Raw genomic sequence first — 15,435 nt, 5'->3', positions numbered from 1 at the left:
AGTGCGGCGCAAACTCGACAGCGGACCTCGGCGTCTGCGTGAGTCCGACCGGTTACTCAAGCGGCCGGACTCGAAGTACTCATTCCGCCAAAAAAGCCAAGCACGCAGGACAACCCGCAGAACCACCGGCAAGGTCATTGCATTACACCCCGTAACAGCTCAGTAGGTGTGACAGGTCAAGCAACGGCATTGGACGGCGGGGTGGGAGTGGATGGCGTTCTCGACCTCGCTGGGATACACGTTCTCGCCGCCGCTGATGATCATGTCCGACTTGCGGCCGGTCAGGAACAGGAAGCCGCGATCGTCGAGATAGCCCAGGTCTCCCGTGTGGTACCAGCCATTCCTGAGCACGTCGGCCGTCAGGTCCGGGTTCTTCCAGTAGCCGAGCATGACGTGCTTTCCCCGGACGCAGACCTCACCGATCCGACCAGGTTCGACGCGCTCGTCGTCAGCGTCGACGACCTCGATCTCCGAGCAGATCGCCACTCTTCCCGCGCTGGCCAGCAGGTGGCTGTCTGCCCCGTCGAGGTGGTGGTCCGCGGCGTCCAGCATCGTGATCGGCCCGCCCGCGGTCTCGGTAGCGCCGTACCCCTGGGCGAAGAGCGGCCCGAATGCGGTGATGGCGCGCTTGAGGACCTCGGCGGGGAACGGGCTACCGGCGTAGGTGAGTGATCGCAGGCTGCTCAGATCGTAGGAGTCGAGCGCGGAGTGGTCGGTGAGCCAGCCGTAGATGGTGGGCACCAGGTTCGCATGAGTGCATTTCTCGTCCTGAATGAGCCGGAGGATCTCGTCGAGGTCGGGCTTGCGGTTGATGACGACCTTCCCTCCGACCAGCAGCAGCGTGAGGATCGGCCACCAGGAGACGTGGAAGATCGGTAGGACGAAACACGTCGAGTCGTCCTTGGTGATCTCACCGCCGAGGGCTGCGGCTATCGCGGCCGTAAGCAGGTTGCGGTGGCTGAGCATGACGCCCTTGGGGGTGCCCGTGGTTCCGCCGGTGTACATCAGAACAGCCAGGTCGTCTTCGGACACCCGATAGAAGTCCGGATCGGGCTCATGATCGGGCGCCTGGGCCAGTGCCTCCTCGTACGCGACGAAACCGTTCACATGATTGTCGAGCGAGAGGCCGCGCCGGAGTGCCGGGGTCGATGCGAGCAGGGCGGAGGCCAGCTGCTCGTATCCGTCACCCACGACCATGACCACGGCGTCGCTGTCCTTGACGATGTACTCGAGCTCAGGCTCACTGAGCCGCGTGTTCAACGGGGTCACGCTGACGCCGAGCTTGGCGGCGGCCAGGTACGTCTCGAGGTATCGCGCGCTGTTGTCGGACAGGATCGCGAGCCGCTCGCCGGGTTGCAGTCCCAGATCGATCATGGCGTGCGCCGCTTGATTGACGCGTCGGTTGAGGTCGGCGTAGGTCAGCCTCGCACCTTCGAAGACGACGGCGGTTCGGCAGCCGTGCCTGGCGGCTCCGTGCCGTGGCAGGTCGGCGAGTGTGTACATCAGTTCCTCCGATAGATGGGCAGGCTCGGGCGATGATCGGTCAGGCCCACGACTTGGGCAGACCCTGGAACTGCATGAGCATGTTGCGGCTCATCTCGTTGGAGATCGGCGAGAACTGGATCTGGTAAGCGTCACGCGCGAACATGGAGACCGGGTACTCGTTGCAGATGCCGTAGCCACCGAAGATCTCGGTGCCGTAGGTACCGGCGTACCGGGCGCCTTCGGCCGCGACGAGCTTCGCCATCGTGGCCTCGAGGTGGTAGGGCTGTCCCGTGTCGCAGAGCCAGGCGGCCTTGTAGGTGAGGTTCCGGGCATTCTCGAGGTGGATGCACATGTCCGCGAGATAGTGCTGGAGTGACTGGAACCGGCCGATCGGACCACCGAAGGCGTGCCGTTCCTGGACATAGCGCATGCAGTACTCGTAGATGGCGGCGATGGCGCCGACGCCCAGCATCGCGACCCCGATGCGCTCGGGGTTGAGCACCGTCATGATCTCGCGGTAGGCCTGGCCACGGGTGCCGATGAGGTTGTCCTTCGGCACCACGACGTTGTCGAAGGTGATCTCCATGCTGTCGCAGTGATGACAGCTGATCTTCTCGACCGGGCGCATGGTCAGCCCCTCGGTCTGCCGAGGAACGATGATCGTCGACCAGGATTCGCGGCGTCGGATGTCGCGTTCGGTTCGGCAGACCGTGAAGATCAAGTCCGCGGCATGTGCGCCGGTGATGAAGATCTTGCTGCCGTTTATGACCCAGGAATCGCCTGCGTCCTCGGCGAAGGTCGACAGCGATCCGAGGATGTCGGTGCCCCCGCCCGACTCTGTGAGGGCCATCGAGGTACGCAGTCGGCCTTGGGCCAACCGGGGCAGGTAGCGCTGCTTCTGCTCCTCGGTCCCGAGATCGGTGAGGAAGCGCGCGCCGAAGCCGATCGCCGTTCCGACGGCGAGGGCGACAGACATCGAGCGCTTGCAGATCTGCTCGTAGGCGATCATGGTGTCGACCGAGCCGAGGCCTTGGCCTCCGTACTCGACCGGGACGGCTGCGGCGAAGAGGCCGAGATCGGCGAACTTGTCCCACAGCTCGTCGGGCGGGAAGTCGACGTTCTCGTCCATCCAGCGTACGTAGTCGTAGTTCAGTTCCTTGTCGCAGAACCTGGCGAAGGTCTCGGCGATCGATCTCTGCTCATCGGTGAAAGAGAAGTCCATGGGTCAGGCTTTCTGGTCGGAATCGACATTGGCGGCGCGCTGGCTCTTGACCAGGGCGTCCGGGATCTCCCGGAACATCGCCATGGCGGCCTGGATGTCGGGTGCGTGGTTGAGCCACTGGATTGCGTTGCGCTCGAGCGCGAGGGCAGTGTCCAGGCTGGGCGTTTCCAGCGACCGGGCCAGCACCTCCTTGCCCATGCGCAGGGCGATCGCCTTCTTCCCCGCGATGTTGGCGACCGTCTCGGCGAACCGCTCCTCGAACCGGTCGGCGTCGAAGACTCGGGTCAGGAGCCCCATCTCGTAGAAGTCCCGCGCGGTGTAGTCCTTGCGACCGCTGTAGATGACCTCGCGGGCTCGATGCAGCGGCATGGCTCGAGCGATCCGCACGGTCCCTCCCCAGCCGGGCAGGAGGCCCATGTTGATCTCGGTGGCGCCGAACCTGGCGGAGTCGGTGGCGTAGACAAGGTCGCACATCAGCGCCAGCTCGAGACCACCGGCCAGGCAGTGGCCATGGATCTTGGCGATCACGACCTTCTCGCAGAGCTCGATGGCCTTTCCGATCTCGTAGCCCTCGTGCGCCAGCCAGTTCAGTGCCGCGGTGTGGTCGGCCAATGAGGGGAAGATGTCGAGGTCACCGCCAGTGCAGAACCCGCGCCCGGCGCCGGCGAGGACGACCACGCTCACGCCGTCCTCGTCTCGGACTCGTCGGAAGACGGCGAGCAGTTCGGCCGCCATGGTGCGGTTGATCGCGTTGTACTTGTCGGGGCGATTCAGCGTGATGGACGCGACCGGGCCGTCGACCTCATAGCTGATCGTGGAGTAGTCAGCCATCGATGTTCCTGTTCTGGGCTGGGCGGAAGTAGGGAAGCTGGAAGTCGCCGCGTTTGTGGAAGACCACTTCGACCTCCGCGCCGATGACAACTTCGGCCGGATCGCAGTCGACGATGCGAGTCATCATGCGCACGCCTTCCGCGAGGTCGACGTAAGCGATGGTGTAGGGAAGCTCGTCCATGAACCGCGGCTCGACCATCGAGTACGCGGTCGAGAAGGTGAACACGCGTCCGCGGCCCGCCGACTCGATCCACCCGAGGTCCGCCGACCAGCACTCCGGGCACCGCTTGCGGGGGGCGAAAATCCTCGCCTCGCACTTCCGACAGACCTGGACGAGAAGCATTCCTGACCGAGTTCCCACCCAGAACGCCTCAGTCCAGGGCTGCACCTCGGGCACCGGCTTCGACATGTCGAAATCCACCTCAGGCGTCCTTTCCCCAGATGGTGGCGATGTTGTTGAAACCGGAGCCGCCAGCGGTGTTCTGGTAGACGAATCTGCAGCCGGCGACCTGACGCTTTCCCGCGCGTCCCATCAGCTGGCGCGCGGTCTCGACGTAGCACGCGGTTCCCACCCCGGATCCGGTGTGGCCTCGACCCGGGGCATCGCCGATCGTCGACCAGGCGATGTCACCCCCGAACGACATTCGACCCTCGGCGAAATACCGAGCCCCCTGGCCCGCGGGCGCAACTCCGAGATTCTCCGCCATGAGCGGATGTGCCAGCGGGTAGGCGACGTACACGTTCCACAGATCGATGTCCTGGCGTGCCACTCCGGCGCGCGCCATCGCTTCCGCCGCGGTGACCCGCACGCCATCGGCCACTGTGTCGAAGTCCCGTGCCACGCATGTTCCGCTGAAGTAGCGCGACGAGTCACCCAGCTTGTATGCCGCCGGCGTACCGAGTTCCTTCGCCTTCTGGGCCGACACCACCACGAGGGCGGCACCGCCGTCCGCGAGAATGTTGCTCTCGCGCTTGTGCAGCGGGGTGTTGAGCAGCTCCGAGCCGAGGACCTGCTCGACCGACGGAGCGGGGCGACCGTAGAAAAGCGAATGGGGATCGTGCTCGGCCCAGCTGCGCAGTGCGGTGACGACCGAGGCCATGTCTTCCGCGCTGGCACCGGACTCGTACATGTACCGGTTCGCCAGGAGGCCCATGATGATGTTGTAGGTGGTGCCGTATGGGTACTCCCACTGCATGTCGACGCCTGCACGGGCGAACGCGTCGATCTGCTGTGGGAGCGGCATCGTCGAGTGCACGGTGACCTGCTGTACGAGCACGGAGTCGGCGATACCTGAGGCGATCCACTGCTCTGCCAGACGGAGGGCGTTCGACGTCGAGGCGCCACCCGCGTTCACCATGGCGCAATCACGCACACCCTTCAGGCCCAGCCGCTCGGGCAACTGCCCGTAGGCAAGCTCGGTCTCGATGACGGGCTGCGCGATCGGCGCTACCGAGATCACGCCCTGGATTTCGTCCTTGGCGAACCCGGAGTCCACAACCGCCTCGATACACGTGTCGAACACGATGTCCCACGAAGTCCGATCCGGGATCGACGCTGTCGGCACCTCGCCGATCCCGACGATCGCAATATCACCCACGCCTTGTTCCTCTCGCCTGGCCGGCAATCCCACCGCGCCACATATGCTCGTAACTATAAGACGGTACCGTTACGTTCTAGAGTTGAAACTAGACGACGTTCGGAGAGAACGCAATGGACCGCGGCGGGAAGGAGCTGACCGACGAGGAGCCCTTAGACTTGCGGCGATAGGAGGACAGATGGCGACCGGCGTTCGACACCTGAAGATGGCCGAATTGAGTTCGTCGTCAGGTATCCCCGCATCGACCATCCGGCACTACCTGCGCCTGGGTCTGCTTCCCGAGCCGCTGCGAACCGCCCCGACGATGGCCTACTACGGGCCCGAACACAGGGAACGGCTGATACACATCAGGCGTCGCCTCGAGGCAGGCGCGACGTTGCAGGAGGTTCGTCGGGAACTGGTCGGCCAAGCCTCTCCACCGGCTCGACCCGAGAACGACCAACCAGTGCATTCCAGTCAGCGGGCGCGTCTGATCGAGGCCGGGTCTGCCGTCTTCTTGCACGCTGGTTTCGAAGCGGCCAGTGTCGAAGATGTGGTGGCTCGAGCCGGCGTGGGCAAAGGCGCCTTCTACCGGCACTTCGACGGAAAGCGTGACCTGCTGGCCGCGTGCATCGCCAGTGAACTCGACTGGTACGACGTTGCGACGAGCGGTGGCGAACCATCGCTGGAACGACTGATGAGCTATTCGGAACTCTTCGAACATCGCCGTCTTCGCGCCCTGATCAGCTTGTTCGCTCTACTCCGACAGGCCGAAGCGAGCGGGACAACCGACCATGGCGAGGCCCTTCCGCAAGCGCGTGCTCGACTCCGAGCGCCACTGGAAGCCGACCTGCGGGCGGCACGGGAAAGGCCCGACGCGTTCGCGGGTGATGAGCGACTGCAAGCGGAGATGCTGCTCGCGGTTGCCGAGTACACCTTGGCCTATGCCGTGAAGTCCGGCTCGGGCCAGGTCGCGGACCTCGTCCGGCACGGCTGGAAGATCGTCCTGGCGGGACACATCCATGCCTGAGCACACCGTCAATGCACAATGGACCGTCTCCGACCTGGCGGAACGCTCCGGACTGCCGGCCTCGACCATCCGGTACTACGTACGCCAAGGACTCATGCCGGCCGGCCAACGCCTGTCTCGTACCCGCACTGTCTACAACCAGAAGCACTTGAGGGCCCTGGAGACCATCAAGTCGCTGCGCGAGACCGGGGTCCCGCTCGCCGAGATCCGGTCACACGCGAGCCCTGACACCCACGCGTCCAGCGACTCCACCGTCGCCGAAATGCGACGTAACGACCTGCTCGAGGCAGCAACCAAGTGCTTTCTCACCGCAGGCTTCGCGGGCACGAGCCTCGGCGCAATCGCGCGCGGCGCATCGATGAGCAAGGCCACGCTCTACCACCATTTCTCCTCGAAGGAGGAGATCTTCATGGCGTGCGCCGAGCGGGTGTTCCACCGCCTCTATGCCGACGTCTGGCCTGCCATCAGCCAAGCGCAGACAGCTGACGAGCGCCTGCGCGCCCGCTGGGATGCGTTCGTCGAATCCTTCGCCGATTGGGCTCCGATGATGGACCTGGTCCGGGGCTTGGCCATCGGCAACCGTACCTTCAGCGAGGAGTACCTCCGTTTGATCGACACGATCGTTGCACCGCTCGCTCGCGAGCTGGCGATGCTCGGTGCTGAGCGTCGCTTCGATGTCGACGCGGAATTCGTCTCCTACGTCGTGATGGGCATGGCGGAAGCCGGAGCTCGGGCACTCAACGAAGGGCGCCACGACGCCGACGATGTCTGGCAGTACCTCGAGCGGATACTGGCAGTGCCGCCCAGCCGCGTGCCGGACGCTTGAGCGGGTCCGCCTCCGACTGTCGACCCGGACTTCGCGTCTTGGTGACCGACAGGCGCAATCAACTCCCTCCTTCTGCCACGCCGACATGAAATCACCTGTAGGTCAACACCGCTCGATGTTCAGCGCTTAGCGCCGGATCGGGCGGATCTGCTCCCCGACCCGTGCCGACCACGACGAAGGTCAACCGGTTCGCGCGCAATATGGCCGAGGCCGGCGAGATCTTGACCAGTTTGGGCCCGACTGGGCAGACCCGTTCGGCAAGCTGTTCCTGCAAACCCTCGCCATAGTCGCCGAATTCGAAGCCAACCTGAACCATCTGCGTACCCGCGAGGGCACGGCCAAGGCCGGCGTGGAAGGCCGACTCGAATCAAGCGCACGGCGCTGCAGGATGCCGCGATGCCCTACCGGTCGAGACCCAGCAGAACAAGAGGCACCACCCGCCACTACAGCTCGTAATCCGCTTCGATAACCAGCCGCCCACCCGAAAACCGCAGGTCGTCCCCGTTCCCATGTTCGACACGCCCCTGCCGAGGGCGCGAACCTGCGACGTTCAACCGTCGAGCCGGAAGTGACGGGCCGTTGGGACATCCCCACAGGCGAAACGGTTGCAGCGCCCGGGAGTTCGGACCGGAATTCTTGGCGTATTCTCGGTCGCAGCCCGCAAACCAAGCAGGTCAGGCACGGTAACCGTGCCTGACCTGGTGTTAATGCTCCCCCATCTGGACTCGAACCAGAAACCTGCCGATTAACAGTCGGCTGCTCTGCCAATTGAGCTATAGGGGATTGTCCTCGGCGCGTCCGGTGGGTACCGGGCGGGCCGAGGAGAAACTTTAGCGTATCGCTGGGCAGGAGCCCAAATCGCGTCGCTACCTGCTGACTTGTCCCGGTCGCTGGGGCCGCCGGCACCGGGGTATCCGGATCGACACGCGTATGGGGCGTCGGGCAGGATAGTAGCGGCGAACTGGCAACTGGGAGGAGCACATCGAGATGCTGCGGTTGATCATCGGCATTGCGGCCGGGTACGTACTCGGCAGCAAAGCCGGGCGGGCTCGCTACGAACAGATCAGCGCCGCGACCCGCGCGCTGACCGAGAGCCCGGTGACCCGCAAGCTCGTGCTCGTCGGCAGGCAGAAACTGGCGGACAAGCTCAGCACCCGCCCCCGCCTGGAGCCGATGGAACCGCTCGACGAGCGGACCACCATCCTGGTGCCGCACGACCAGTTGCGTCGCTGAGCTCGGTCACCCGCACTTCGCACAGTAGATTCTCGGAGCGGCCGGGTTGGATGTGCGCGGGATCACGCCCGCGCACTCTTACGCCCCGGTGGCGAAGTCGCCGTGGTTGCCCATCGCCTGGGTGAGCAGGCTCTTGCGATATTGCTCCAGCGCGACCAGGTCGCCGAAGAGGGCGAAGTAGGCGTCCGGCTGTTCGGTCGAGGACACCCGCTGCAGCTTGGACTTGAGTTCGGCGATCTGCCTGCCGACCCAGGCCTCCTGGGTGCGCGCCAGCACACCGGCGATGAAGCGCGGGATGTCCGCCTCCGACTTCACCGGCAACGGCTCGGTGGCCAGCTCCGACAGCAGCGCGCGCACGGTCAGGTCGTCGGTGCGATCGGCGACGGCATTGACCCACTCGGCGCCGCCGAGCCCGGCCGCCGTGCCGCCCGCCGCGGCGATCAGCGCGCGAATCACCGCGTAGGCGGGATGGGTGAAGGCCTCGGACTCGAGCGCGTCGAAACCCGCACCGGCTATAGCCGGGTATTGCAGGGCCGCCGCCAGCACCTGTCGTTGCGGCAGGAGCGTGGGATCGTTCGGATTGGGCCGTGCCGCAGGGTGTTCCGCGACTACCTCGCGCGGCGCGGGCGCGCGACCCGCCGTGGGGCGCCCGCCACCGTTGCGATGCCGCTTGGCCTCCTCGCCGACGCGGCGCACGACGGTCTGGATGTCGTCCCAGCCGACCCAGCCGGCCAGTTTGGTGGCGTAGGCCTTGCGCAGGGCGTTGTCCTTGATCTGCGCGACCACCGGCACCGCACGGCGCAGCGCCTCGACCTGTCCCTCAGCCGTATCCAGGTTGTGGTCGGCCAGCAGCCCGCGAATCACGAACTCGTACAGGGGAGTGCGGCGCGCGACCAAGTCGCGCACGGCGGCGTCGCCGGAATGCTGCCGCAGTTCACACGGGTCCTGGCCGTCCGGTGCGATGGCGATGTAGGTCTGCCCTGCCAATTTCTGATCGCCCGAAAAGGCTTTCAGCGCCGCGGCTTGGCCCGCGGCGTCGCCGTCGAAGGTGTAGATGATCTCGCCGCGCCAGAAATTGTCGTCCATCATCAGGCGGCGCAACAAAGCCAAATGCTCGTCGCCGAAGGCGGTGCCGCAGGAGGCGACGGCGGTTTTCACACCGGCCAGATGCATCGCCATGACATCGGTGTAGCCCTCGACCACCACCGCCTGGTGCCCCTTGGCGATTTCGCGCTTGGCGTGGTCGAGACCGAAGAGGACCTGAGACTTCTTGTACAGCAACGTCTCCGGCGTGTTGATGTACTTGCCGGGCATGGTGTCGTCGTCGAAGATCTTGCGCGCGCCGAACCCGATGACGTCGCCGCCGAGATTGCGGATCGGCCACAGCAGACGCCGGTGGAAGCGGTCGATCGGGCCGCGCTGCCCCTGCTTGGACAGCCCGGCGGCCTCCAGCTCCTTGACGTCGAACCCTTTGCGCAGCAGGTGCTTGGTGAGCGTGTCCCACCCGGCGGGGGCAAAGCCGCAGCCGAACTGCTGGGCGGCGGCCGCGTCGAAGTTGCGATCGGTGAGGTACTTGCGTGCCGCTTCGGCACCCGGCTCGCGCAACTGGGCCATATAGAACTCGTGTGCCGCCGCGTTGGCCGCGACCAGCCGGGCGCGGGTGCCGCGATCGCGCTGCACCGAGGTGCCGCCGCCCTCGTAGTTGATCCGGTAGCCGATCCGGTCGGCCAGCTGCTCGACCGCCTCGACGAATCCGACGTGCTCCATCTTCTGCAGGAAGGCGAACACGTCGCCACCCTCACCGCAGCCGAAGCAGTGGAACAGGCCATGGTTGGGCCGCACGTGGAACGACGGCGACTTCTCGTCGTGGAACGGGCACAGGCCCTTCATGGAATCAGCGCCCGCGCGTTTCAGCGCGACGTACTCCCCCACCACGTCTTCGATCCGGACGCGCTCGCGTATTGCCGCGATATCGCGATCAGGAAGTCGTCCGGCCACGGCTGAGAGTCTAGGCGAACCGGGCGGCGCCGCGCCCGCGTGGCTCGTCGCACCGGCGGCTCCTCGCCTTGCCCGGCGCAGCCGGCCAACGGACGGCGCGCCTTCATGCCGCCGCCGCGCAGTGTTCGGTCCGGCGCGGCTGCGAACCGGCTTGACCATGCGTCAACACCCTGCGTGCTGGGTAGCAGCAACGGCGACCTCGCACGTGGCGCTGCGGGCTCCGGGATGGGCTTCGGCTGCCTGCCACGCCGTAGCAGAAAGATCGACTCGCGCGCCACCAGAGCCGCGCTCGAATAGGCCGGACGCCGGCTGTTCACCGAGCCGGGGACCTCGGCCGAAGAGCCGGTCACCGAGGTGGGTCCTCCGCGGCGCACCGCAACTATCACTACGGCGACGAACGCGGCTGTTCCTCCGGCGGCGGCCTCGAGCATCGGCTGCCACGGATTTGTGCGCCCCAGGGCGGTATGGCTATGCCGTCAGGCGCGCAGGTCGACGGCGACTCGCTCGAGGCGGCTTTCGGTGTAGGAGGCGATCTGGTCGACGACGACGCGCACACGGGCGGTGTCGTCGGCGGCCGCGTCCCAGAACGGCAGCAGCACCGGGTCGAGGCCGTGCGGGGCGGTGGCCAGCAGGCGATCGGCCACCGCGAGGATGCGTTCGCGCTGGGCGGCCTGCCGCAGCCGGTGCGCCGGGTCGGACATCACGTAGCGCAGCGCGACCGTCTTCAGCAACGCCACCTCGGCGGCGGCGATGCGCGGGACCTCCAGGTCGGCGGCGTAGCGGGACAGCGGTTGCGGGCCTGCGACCGCCTTGGTCGCCATGATCGCGGCGGTGGCGAAGCGTCCGACCAGCTCGCTGGTGAGGCGTTTCAGCGCGACCGAGGCGGTGAACGTGCCGTCGTATCCGCTCGCCGCCGCGACCACCGGTAGCTCCGACAGCCGTTGCGCCGCGGCGATCAGTTCGTCGGCCGCCAGCGAATGCTGGAACTGGCCGAGCGCGGCCAATGCGTCCTGTTCGGCGGGGTCGGCCAGCGCACGCAGGTCGATGCGACCGGCGAGCACGCCGTCCTCGACGTCGTGCACCGAGTAGGCGACGTCGTCGGACCAGTCCATGATCTGGCATTCCAGGCTGCGCCGCCGGTCCGGCGCGTCCTTGCGGATCCACTCCAGGCGCTCGGCGTCGACCTCGTACGCGCCGAATTTCGTGCCGGAACCGGTTCGGCCCCAGGGATATTTGAGCGCCGCGTCCAATGCCGCGCGGGTGAGGTTGAGACCGGCGCTTGCGCCGTCGGACTCGAGCACTTTGGGTTCCAGACGGGTGAGGATGCGCAGGTTCTGCGCGTTTCCTTCGAACCCGCCGTAGGCGTCGGCGAAGGTGTCCAGCGCCGTCTCGCCGTTGTGGCCATAAGGCGGGTGGCCGATGTCATGGGCGAGACCCGCCAGGTCGACCAAATCCGGATCGCAGCCGAGACCGTCGGCGATGCTGCGGCCGATCTGGGCGACCTCGATCGAATGGGTGAGCCGGGTGCGTGGCGTGTCGCCATCGCGCGGGCCCATGACCTGGGTTTTGTCGGCCAGCCTGCGCAGCGCGGCGGAGTGCAGCACGCGGGCGCGGTCGCGGGCGAACTCGGTGCGGTGGCCGGTCTCGAACTCACTGCGCGGCGGGCCGAGGCCCGCGGTCTTGGCTCCCTCGACGACGAGGCGTTCCCGGTCGTGGTCGGTGTACAGGCCACTCATCGAATGTCACTGCCCCGCCGTATAGCTGAAGTCCGCCGAGAAATGGGTGAGTTGGTACCACAACAGCGCGCCGGTCTCCCTGGCTATGCCGTGCGCCTGGGATTCGCGTGTGTAGACGGCCGGACCGGTCCTGGTCGGCGCTGTCCACGCGGCCAAGCCCTCGTCCCGAGCCATCGTGCGGGTGCGCAGCGAATGCCATGGATCGCTGACCAGCACCGCCGAAGACATATCCCGCGCTCGCATCGCCGTCGCGACCGCCTCGACGCTGCGCAGCGTGTCCGAGCCGGTCTCTACCGCCAGGATCTTGTCACTCGGCACGCCGCGCGCCTGCAGATAGTTCTTGCCCGAGGCCGCTTCGGTGAACAGGTCGCCTTCCTGCTTGCCGCCCACGGTGATCACGCGGGGGGCGACACCGGCGCGGAACAGCCGGTAGGCCCGGTCGAGTCGCGCTTCGAACACCGAGGACGGCGTTCCGGAGTACTGCGCTGCGCCGAGCACCACGATCGCGTCGGCTTTCGTGTAGTCATCGATGCGCGCCACCTGCCATACCCGAAACGCGGTTCCGCCCACCAGCACCGCCGCCATCACGACCGACCCGACGATAAGTCGCCGCGACCAACGCAGCAATCCCGTACCGAAGCCGCGCGGGCGTGCCGGATCGGGAGCCCGAACAGCTCGGGTGCGCATCGTTGGCAAATCCACTCCCCAAGTCTGCCAGGAGCGGCGCCGGCGTCCCGGATGGCCGACACCGCTCATGACTGCGGCTCGCCGACGGGATGCGGATTCACCCGGTGGCGGACCAGAATCACCAGCCTCGGGCTTGCCAGTCGGGAAGGTGGGGACGTTCGGTTCCGAGCGTGGTGTCGTCCCCGTGTCCGGGATAGACCGCGGTGTCGTCGGGGTAACGATCGAAGAGTTTTATCGTGACGTCGGTGAAGAGAGAGGTGAAGTCCTCCGGGGAAGTGGTGCGGCCGACGCCCCCGGGGAACAGGGAGTCGCCGGTGAACAGGTGGGTGCGGTCGGCGTCGTCGGTGAGCGCGAGGGCGATCGAGCCGGGTGTGTGGCCGCGCAGGTGGATGATCTCGAAGACCAGGTCGCCGATCCGGATGACGTCGCGGTCGGTGAGCAGCCGGTCCGGGCGGACCGGGAGCGAGTCGGCGTCCAGCGGATGGGCCGCGGTCGGTGCGCCGGTGGCGGCGACGGTCTCCGTCAGCGCCATCCAGTGGTCCCGGTGCTGGTGCGTGGTGACGATCAGCTGGACTCGCCCGGGCGACTCCTGCTCGACCAGGGCGGCGATGCGCGGCGCCTCGTTGGCGGCGTCGATGAGCACAGCGGCGCCGGTGTTCGCGCACTGCACCAGGTAGCAGTTGTTGTCCATGTGGCCGACAGACATCTTGAGGATGCGGGCGCCCGGGACGTCGCGCTGCTGCGGGTTCGAGTCCGGCGACACGTGGCCGGTGTACGGGCGATCGATGGTGATCACGAAACGATGCTAGCGAGCTAGATTCGTGCCATGGCACTGCCGCCGCGGAATCGCCTCGCTCGCCGGTTCGCGATCGGCGTCGTGCTGGCCGCCATCGCCCTGTCCGGCGGAGGAACGGTCGCGGCGGAACCGCCGCTGCGGATGAACACCTACGTCGAGGATCCGGCCGACGCGCTCGACGACCTGCAACGCGATCAGATCCGCTGGTCGGTCGACCAGCTCTACGCGGACCAGCAGATCCGGCTGTGGGTGGTGTACGTGCGCGACTTCGACGGCCTCGACCCACGGGACTGGGCCCTGCGCACCGCGTCGATGTCCGGGTTCGGCGAGCGGGACCTGCTGCTCGCGGTCGCCACCGAGGACCGCGCGTACTGGCTCGAGGGCGAAGTGCCCAGCGGCGTGAGCGATTCCGAACTCGACGACATCCTGATCAGCGAGGTCGAACCAGCGCTGCGCGAAGGGCGCTGGGCCGACGCCGGGATCGCGGCGGCCGACGGTCTGGACGCGGCGATGCGCGGCGGCGGCGTGAGCGGGCGCGCCCTGGTAGTCATCGGTCTGCTGATCGTCTTCGTGGCCGGGGGACTGCTCTGGTACGCGCGCAAGCGCCGCCGGGCGCGATCCGAGGCCGAACTGGCGGCCGCTCGGCAACTGGATCCCGAGAACACGACGGCGCTGTCGGCGCTGCCGCCGGACGCATTGCAGGCCCGATCGCGGGAGGCGCTGGTCGAGATCGACAACGCGGTCCGAACCAGCGGCGAGGAACTCGACTTGGCGACCGCGGAGTTCGGCGTCACCGCCACCACCCCCTTCCGCACCGCACTCGAGCACGCCAGAGCGGCAGCCGCGGAGGCTTTCGCGATCCGGCAGCGCCTCGACGACGCCATCCCGGAGACGCCGGAACAACAGCGTGCACTGCTGGTCGAGTTGATCAGCACGGTCGGGCGCGCCGACCGGGAATTGGACGCGCAGGTCGCCGAGTTCGACGCGATGCGCGATCTGCTGCTGGGCGCCACGGCGCGGTTGGACGCGCTCACCAGGGATATCGTCGACGTCACCGCACGCGTTCCCGGCTCGGAAGCCGAACTGCACCGGCTCGCCGCCGCCCATCCGGCAAGCGTCCTCGCACCGATCCACGACAACGTGCGGATGACGCGCGAGCGGATCGCCTTCGCGGAGCAGAGCATCGACGCCGGGCGGTCCGCACTCAGCCGTCCAGTGGGCGAGCAAGGCGGCGCGGTCTCCGCCATTCGCTCCGCCGAGGCCGCGATCGGTCAGGCCCGCGTCCTGCTCGACGCGGTGGACAACGCGTCGACCACCATTCAGCAGGCCCGCGACGGGCTGCCCGGCGTGCTGGACGAGCTGCGCCGCGATATCGCCGCCGCCACCGAACTGTCCGCCCACGGCGGGCCTGAACTGGCCGCCGCCCGCGACGCCGCCCAATCCGTCTTGGACAAGGCGGCCGCCGCGGCGGACGTCGACCCGCTCAGCGCCTTCCATGACGCGGTGACCGCCGACACCGATCTCGACCGTGCCCTCGCTACCGCCACCGATCGCAAACGCGCCGCCGAGGACCTGCGGCGCAGGCTCGACCGCACGCTCACCGACGCCCGCGCCCGGATCGGTGCTGCCGCCGACTACATCACCACCCGCCGCGGCGGGATCGACGCCGAGGCACGCACCCGGCTATCGGAGGCGCAGCGCCATCTCGACGAGGCGCAGCGGTTGACGTCCAGCGACCAGGCGGAGGCGCTGCGGCACGCGCAGGCGGCGGCGGATCTGGGCGGACGCGCACTGCAAGCGGCCCAGACGAGCGTGCGGGCATGGGAGAGCAGCCGGGCTCCGTCCGGCAGCGCTCACGCCGGGGCGGTACTCGGGGGCATACTGCTCGAAGCGGTGCTGCGCGGGGCGGCCGGCGGAGTTCGGCACTCGGGCGGCGGCTGGAGCCCGGGCTCGTACGGCGGCTCGGGCGGCTCCCGGCGGATCGGCCGGGGCGGAAGATTCTGAGCTTGACCCT

15 protein-coding genes and 1 tRNA gene are annotated in these 15,435 nt (G+C 67.4%); 5 read left to right on the top strand and 11 right to left on the bottom strand.

Annotated features, from left to right (window positions below):
* Positions 1-159: 159 nt before the first annotated feature.
* From IU459_RS28720 to IU459_RS28700, 5 genes are read right to left on the bottom strand one after another with little or no spacing between them, the layout of a single operon-like run.
* Positions 160-1,503, bottom strand: coding sequence for an AMP-binding protein (locus IU459_RS28720; RefSeq protein ID WP_195132703.1), 1,344 nt, complete (start codon positions 1,501-1,503; stop codon positions 160-162).
* Positions 1,504-1,543: 40 nt separating this feature from the next.
* A complete protein-coding gene (locus IU459_RS28715; protein ID WP_195132702.1) occupies positions 1,544-2,707 on the bottom strand; it encodes an acyl-CoA dehydrogenase family protein in 1,164 nt (387 codons plus the stop codon).
* Positions 2,708-2,710: 3 nt separating this feature from the next.
* Positions 2,711-3,538, bottom strand: coding sequence for an enoyl-CoA hydratase/isomerase family protein (locus IU459_RS28710; RefSeq protein WP_195132701.1), 828 nt, complete (start codon positions 3,536-3,538; stop codon positions 2,711-2,713).
* Complete coding sequence (locus IU459_RS39430) at positions 3,531-3,947, bottom strand: Zn-ribbon domain-containing OB-fold protein (RefSeq protein WP_195132700.1); 417 nt, start codon at positions 3,945-3,947, stop codon at positions 3,531-3,533. The genes IU459_RS28710 and IU459_RS39430 overlap by 8 nt, the downstream gene beginning before the upstream one ends.
* Positions 3,948-3,960: 13 nt before the next feature.
* A complete protein-coding gene (locus tag IU459_RS28700) occupies positions 3,961-5,136 on the bottom strand; it encodes a thiolase family protein (RefSeq protein ID WP_195132699.1) in 1,176 nt (391 codons plus the stop codon).
* A gap of 178 nt (positions 5,137-5,314) precedes the next feature.
* Between IU459_RS28700 and IU459_RS28695 the strand changes: the two genes are divergently transcribed.
* A complete protein-coding gene (locus tag IU459_RS28695) occupies positions 5,315-6,145 on the top strand; it encodes a TetR family transcriptional regulator (protein ID WP_195132698.1) in 831 nt (276 codons plus the stop codon).
* Positions 6,138-6,971: a TetR family transcriptional regulator gene (locus tag IU459_RS39815; protein ID WP_195132697.1), complete on the top strand. Its 834-nt coding sequence runs from the start codon at positions 6,138-6,140 to the stop codon at positions 6,969-6,971. The genes IU459_RS28695 and IU459_RS39815 overlap by 8 nt, the downstream gene beginning before the upstream one ends.
* Before the next feature lie 91 nt (positions 6,972-7,062).
* Here IU459_RS39815 and IU459_RS38785 read toward each other — a convergent pair whose 3' ends face one another.
* On the bottom strand, positions 7,063-7,287 hold the full coding sequence (locus IU459_RS38785) for a hypothetical protein (protein ID WP_228838656.1): 225 nt from the start codon (positions 7,285-7,287) through the stop codon (positions 7,063-7,065).
* Between IU459_RS38785 and IU459_RS28685 the strand changes: the two genes are divergently transcribed.
* The gene (locus IU459_RS28685) at positions 7,234-7,440 is read left to right on the top strand and encodes a hypothetical protein (RefSeq protein ID WP_324199067.1); all 207 of its coding nucleotides are present in this window, start codon (positions 7,234-7,236) and stop codon (positions 7,438-7,440) included. The genes IU459_RS38785 and IU459_RS28685 overlap by 54 nt on opposite strands.
* A gap of 241 nt (positions 7,441-7,681) precedes the next feature.
* Here the strand turns inward: IU459_RS28685 and IU459_RS28680 are convergent.
* Positions 7,682-7,754 (bottom strand) — tRNA-Asn (locus IU459_RS28680).
* Positions 7,755-7,958: 204 nt separating this feature from the next.
* Here IU459_RS28680 and IU459_RS28675 point away from each other — a divergent pair.
* Entirely contained in the window at positions 7,959-8,204 is a 246-nt protein-coding gene (locus IU459_RS28675) for a hypothetical protein (protein WP_195132696.1), read from the top strand.
* Between the two features lie 78 nt (positions 8,205-8,282).
* Here IU459_RS28675 and dnaG read toward each other — a convergent pair whose 3' ends face one another.
* The 4 genes from dnaG to IU459_RS28655 form a co-directional block, all read right to left on the bottom strand.
* Entirely contained in the window at positions 8,283-10,202 is a 1,920-nt protein-coding gene (gene dnaG, locus IU459_RS28670; RefSeq protein WP_195132695.1) for a DNA primase, read from the bottom strand.
* Between the two features lie 476 nt (positions 10,203-10,678).
* Complete coding sequence (locus IU459_RS28665) at positions 10,679-11,938, bottom strand: deoxyguanosinetriphosphate triphosphohydrolase (protein WP_195132694.1); 1,260 nt, start codon at positions 11,936-11,938, stop codon at positions 10,679-10,681.
* A gap of 6 nt (positions 11,939-11,944) precedes the next feature.
* Positions 11,945-12,625, bottom strand: coding sequence for a YdcF family protein (locus IU459_RS28660; protein ID WP_195132713.1), 681 nt, complete (start codon positions 12,623-12,625; stop codon positions 11,945-11,947).
* 118 nt (positions 12,626-12,743) lie between these two features.
* On the bottom strand, positions 12,744-13,421 hold the full coding sequence (locus tag IU459_RS28655) for an MBL fold metallo-hydrolase (RefSeq protein WP_324199066.1): 678 nt from the start codon (positions 13,419-13,421) through the stop codon (positions 12,744-12,746).
* Positions 13,422-13,451: 30 nt separating this feature from the next.
* On the opposite strand from IU459_RS28655, the gene IU459_RS28650 reads away from it, so the two are divergent.
* Complete coding sequence (locus IU459_RS28650) at positions 13,452-15,425, top strand: TPM domain-containing protein (protein ID WP_195132693.1); 1,974 nt, start codon at positions 13,452-13,454, stop codon at positions 15,423-15,425.
* The last annotated feature ends 10 nt before the right edge of the window (positions 15,426-15,435 follow it).

The organism is Nocardia amamiensis (genome assembly GCF_015477605.1).
Lineage (GTDB): Bacteria > Actinomycetota > Actinomycetes > Mycobacteriales > Mycobacteriaceae > Nocardia > Nocardia amamiensis_A.
Note: the sequence above shows the minus strand (reverse complement) of the source record. Positions and strands in the feature narration are given on the sequence as shown.

Bases quoted from the DNA above. Each gene is read 5' to 3' on its own strand.
- IU459_RS28720 (WP_195132703.1), bottom strand. From the start codon at position 1,503: ATGTACACACTCGCCGACCTGCCACGGCACGGAGCCGCCAGGCACGGC.
- IU459_RS28715 (WP_195132702.1), bottom strand. From the start codon at position 2,707: ATGGACTTCTCTTTCACCGATGAGCAGAGATCGATCGCCGAGACCTTC.
- IU459_RS28710 (WP_195132701.1), bottom strand. From the start codon at position 3,538: ATGGCTGACTACTCCACGATCAGCTATGAGGTCGACGGCCCGGTCGCG.
- IU459_RS39430 (WP_195132700.1), bottom strand. From the start codon at position 3,947: ATGTCGAAGCCGGTGCCCGAGGTGCAGCCCTGGACTGAGGCGTTCTGG.
- IU459_RS28695 (WP_195132698.1), top strand. From the start codon at position 5,315: ATGGCGACCGGCGTTCGACACCTGAAGATGGCCGAATTGAGTTCGTCG.
- IU459_RS39815 (WP_195132697.1), top strand. From the start codon at position 6,138: ATGCCTGAGCACACCGTCAATGCACAATGGACCGTCTCCGACCTGGCG.
- IU459_RS38785 (WP_228838656.1), bottom strand. From the start codon at position 7,287: ATGGTTCAGGTTGGCTTCGAATTCGGCGACTATGGCGAGGGTTTGCAG.
- IU459_RS28675 (WP_195132696.1), top strand. From the start codon at position 7,959: ATGCTGCGGTTGATCATCGGCATTGCGGCCGGGTACGTACTCGGCAGC.
- IU459_RS28665 (WP_195132694.1), bottom strand. From the start codon at position 11,938: ATGAGTGGCCTGTACACCGACCACGACCGGGAACGCCTCGTCGTCGAG.
- IU459_RS28660 (WP_195132713.1), bottom strand. From the start codon at position 12,625: ATGCGCACCCGAGCTGTTCGGGCTCCCGATCCGGCACGCCCGCGCGGC.
- IU459_RS28650 (WP_195132693.1), top strand. From the start codon at position 13,452: ATGGCACTGCCGCCGCGGAATCGCCTCGCTCGCCGGTTCGCGATCGGC.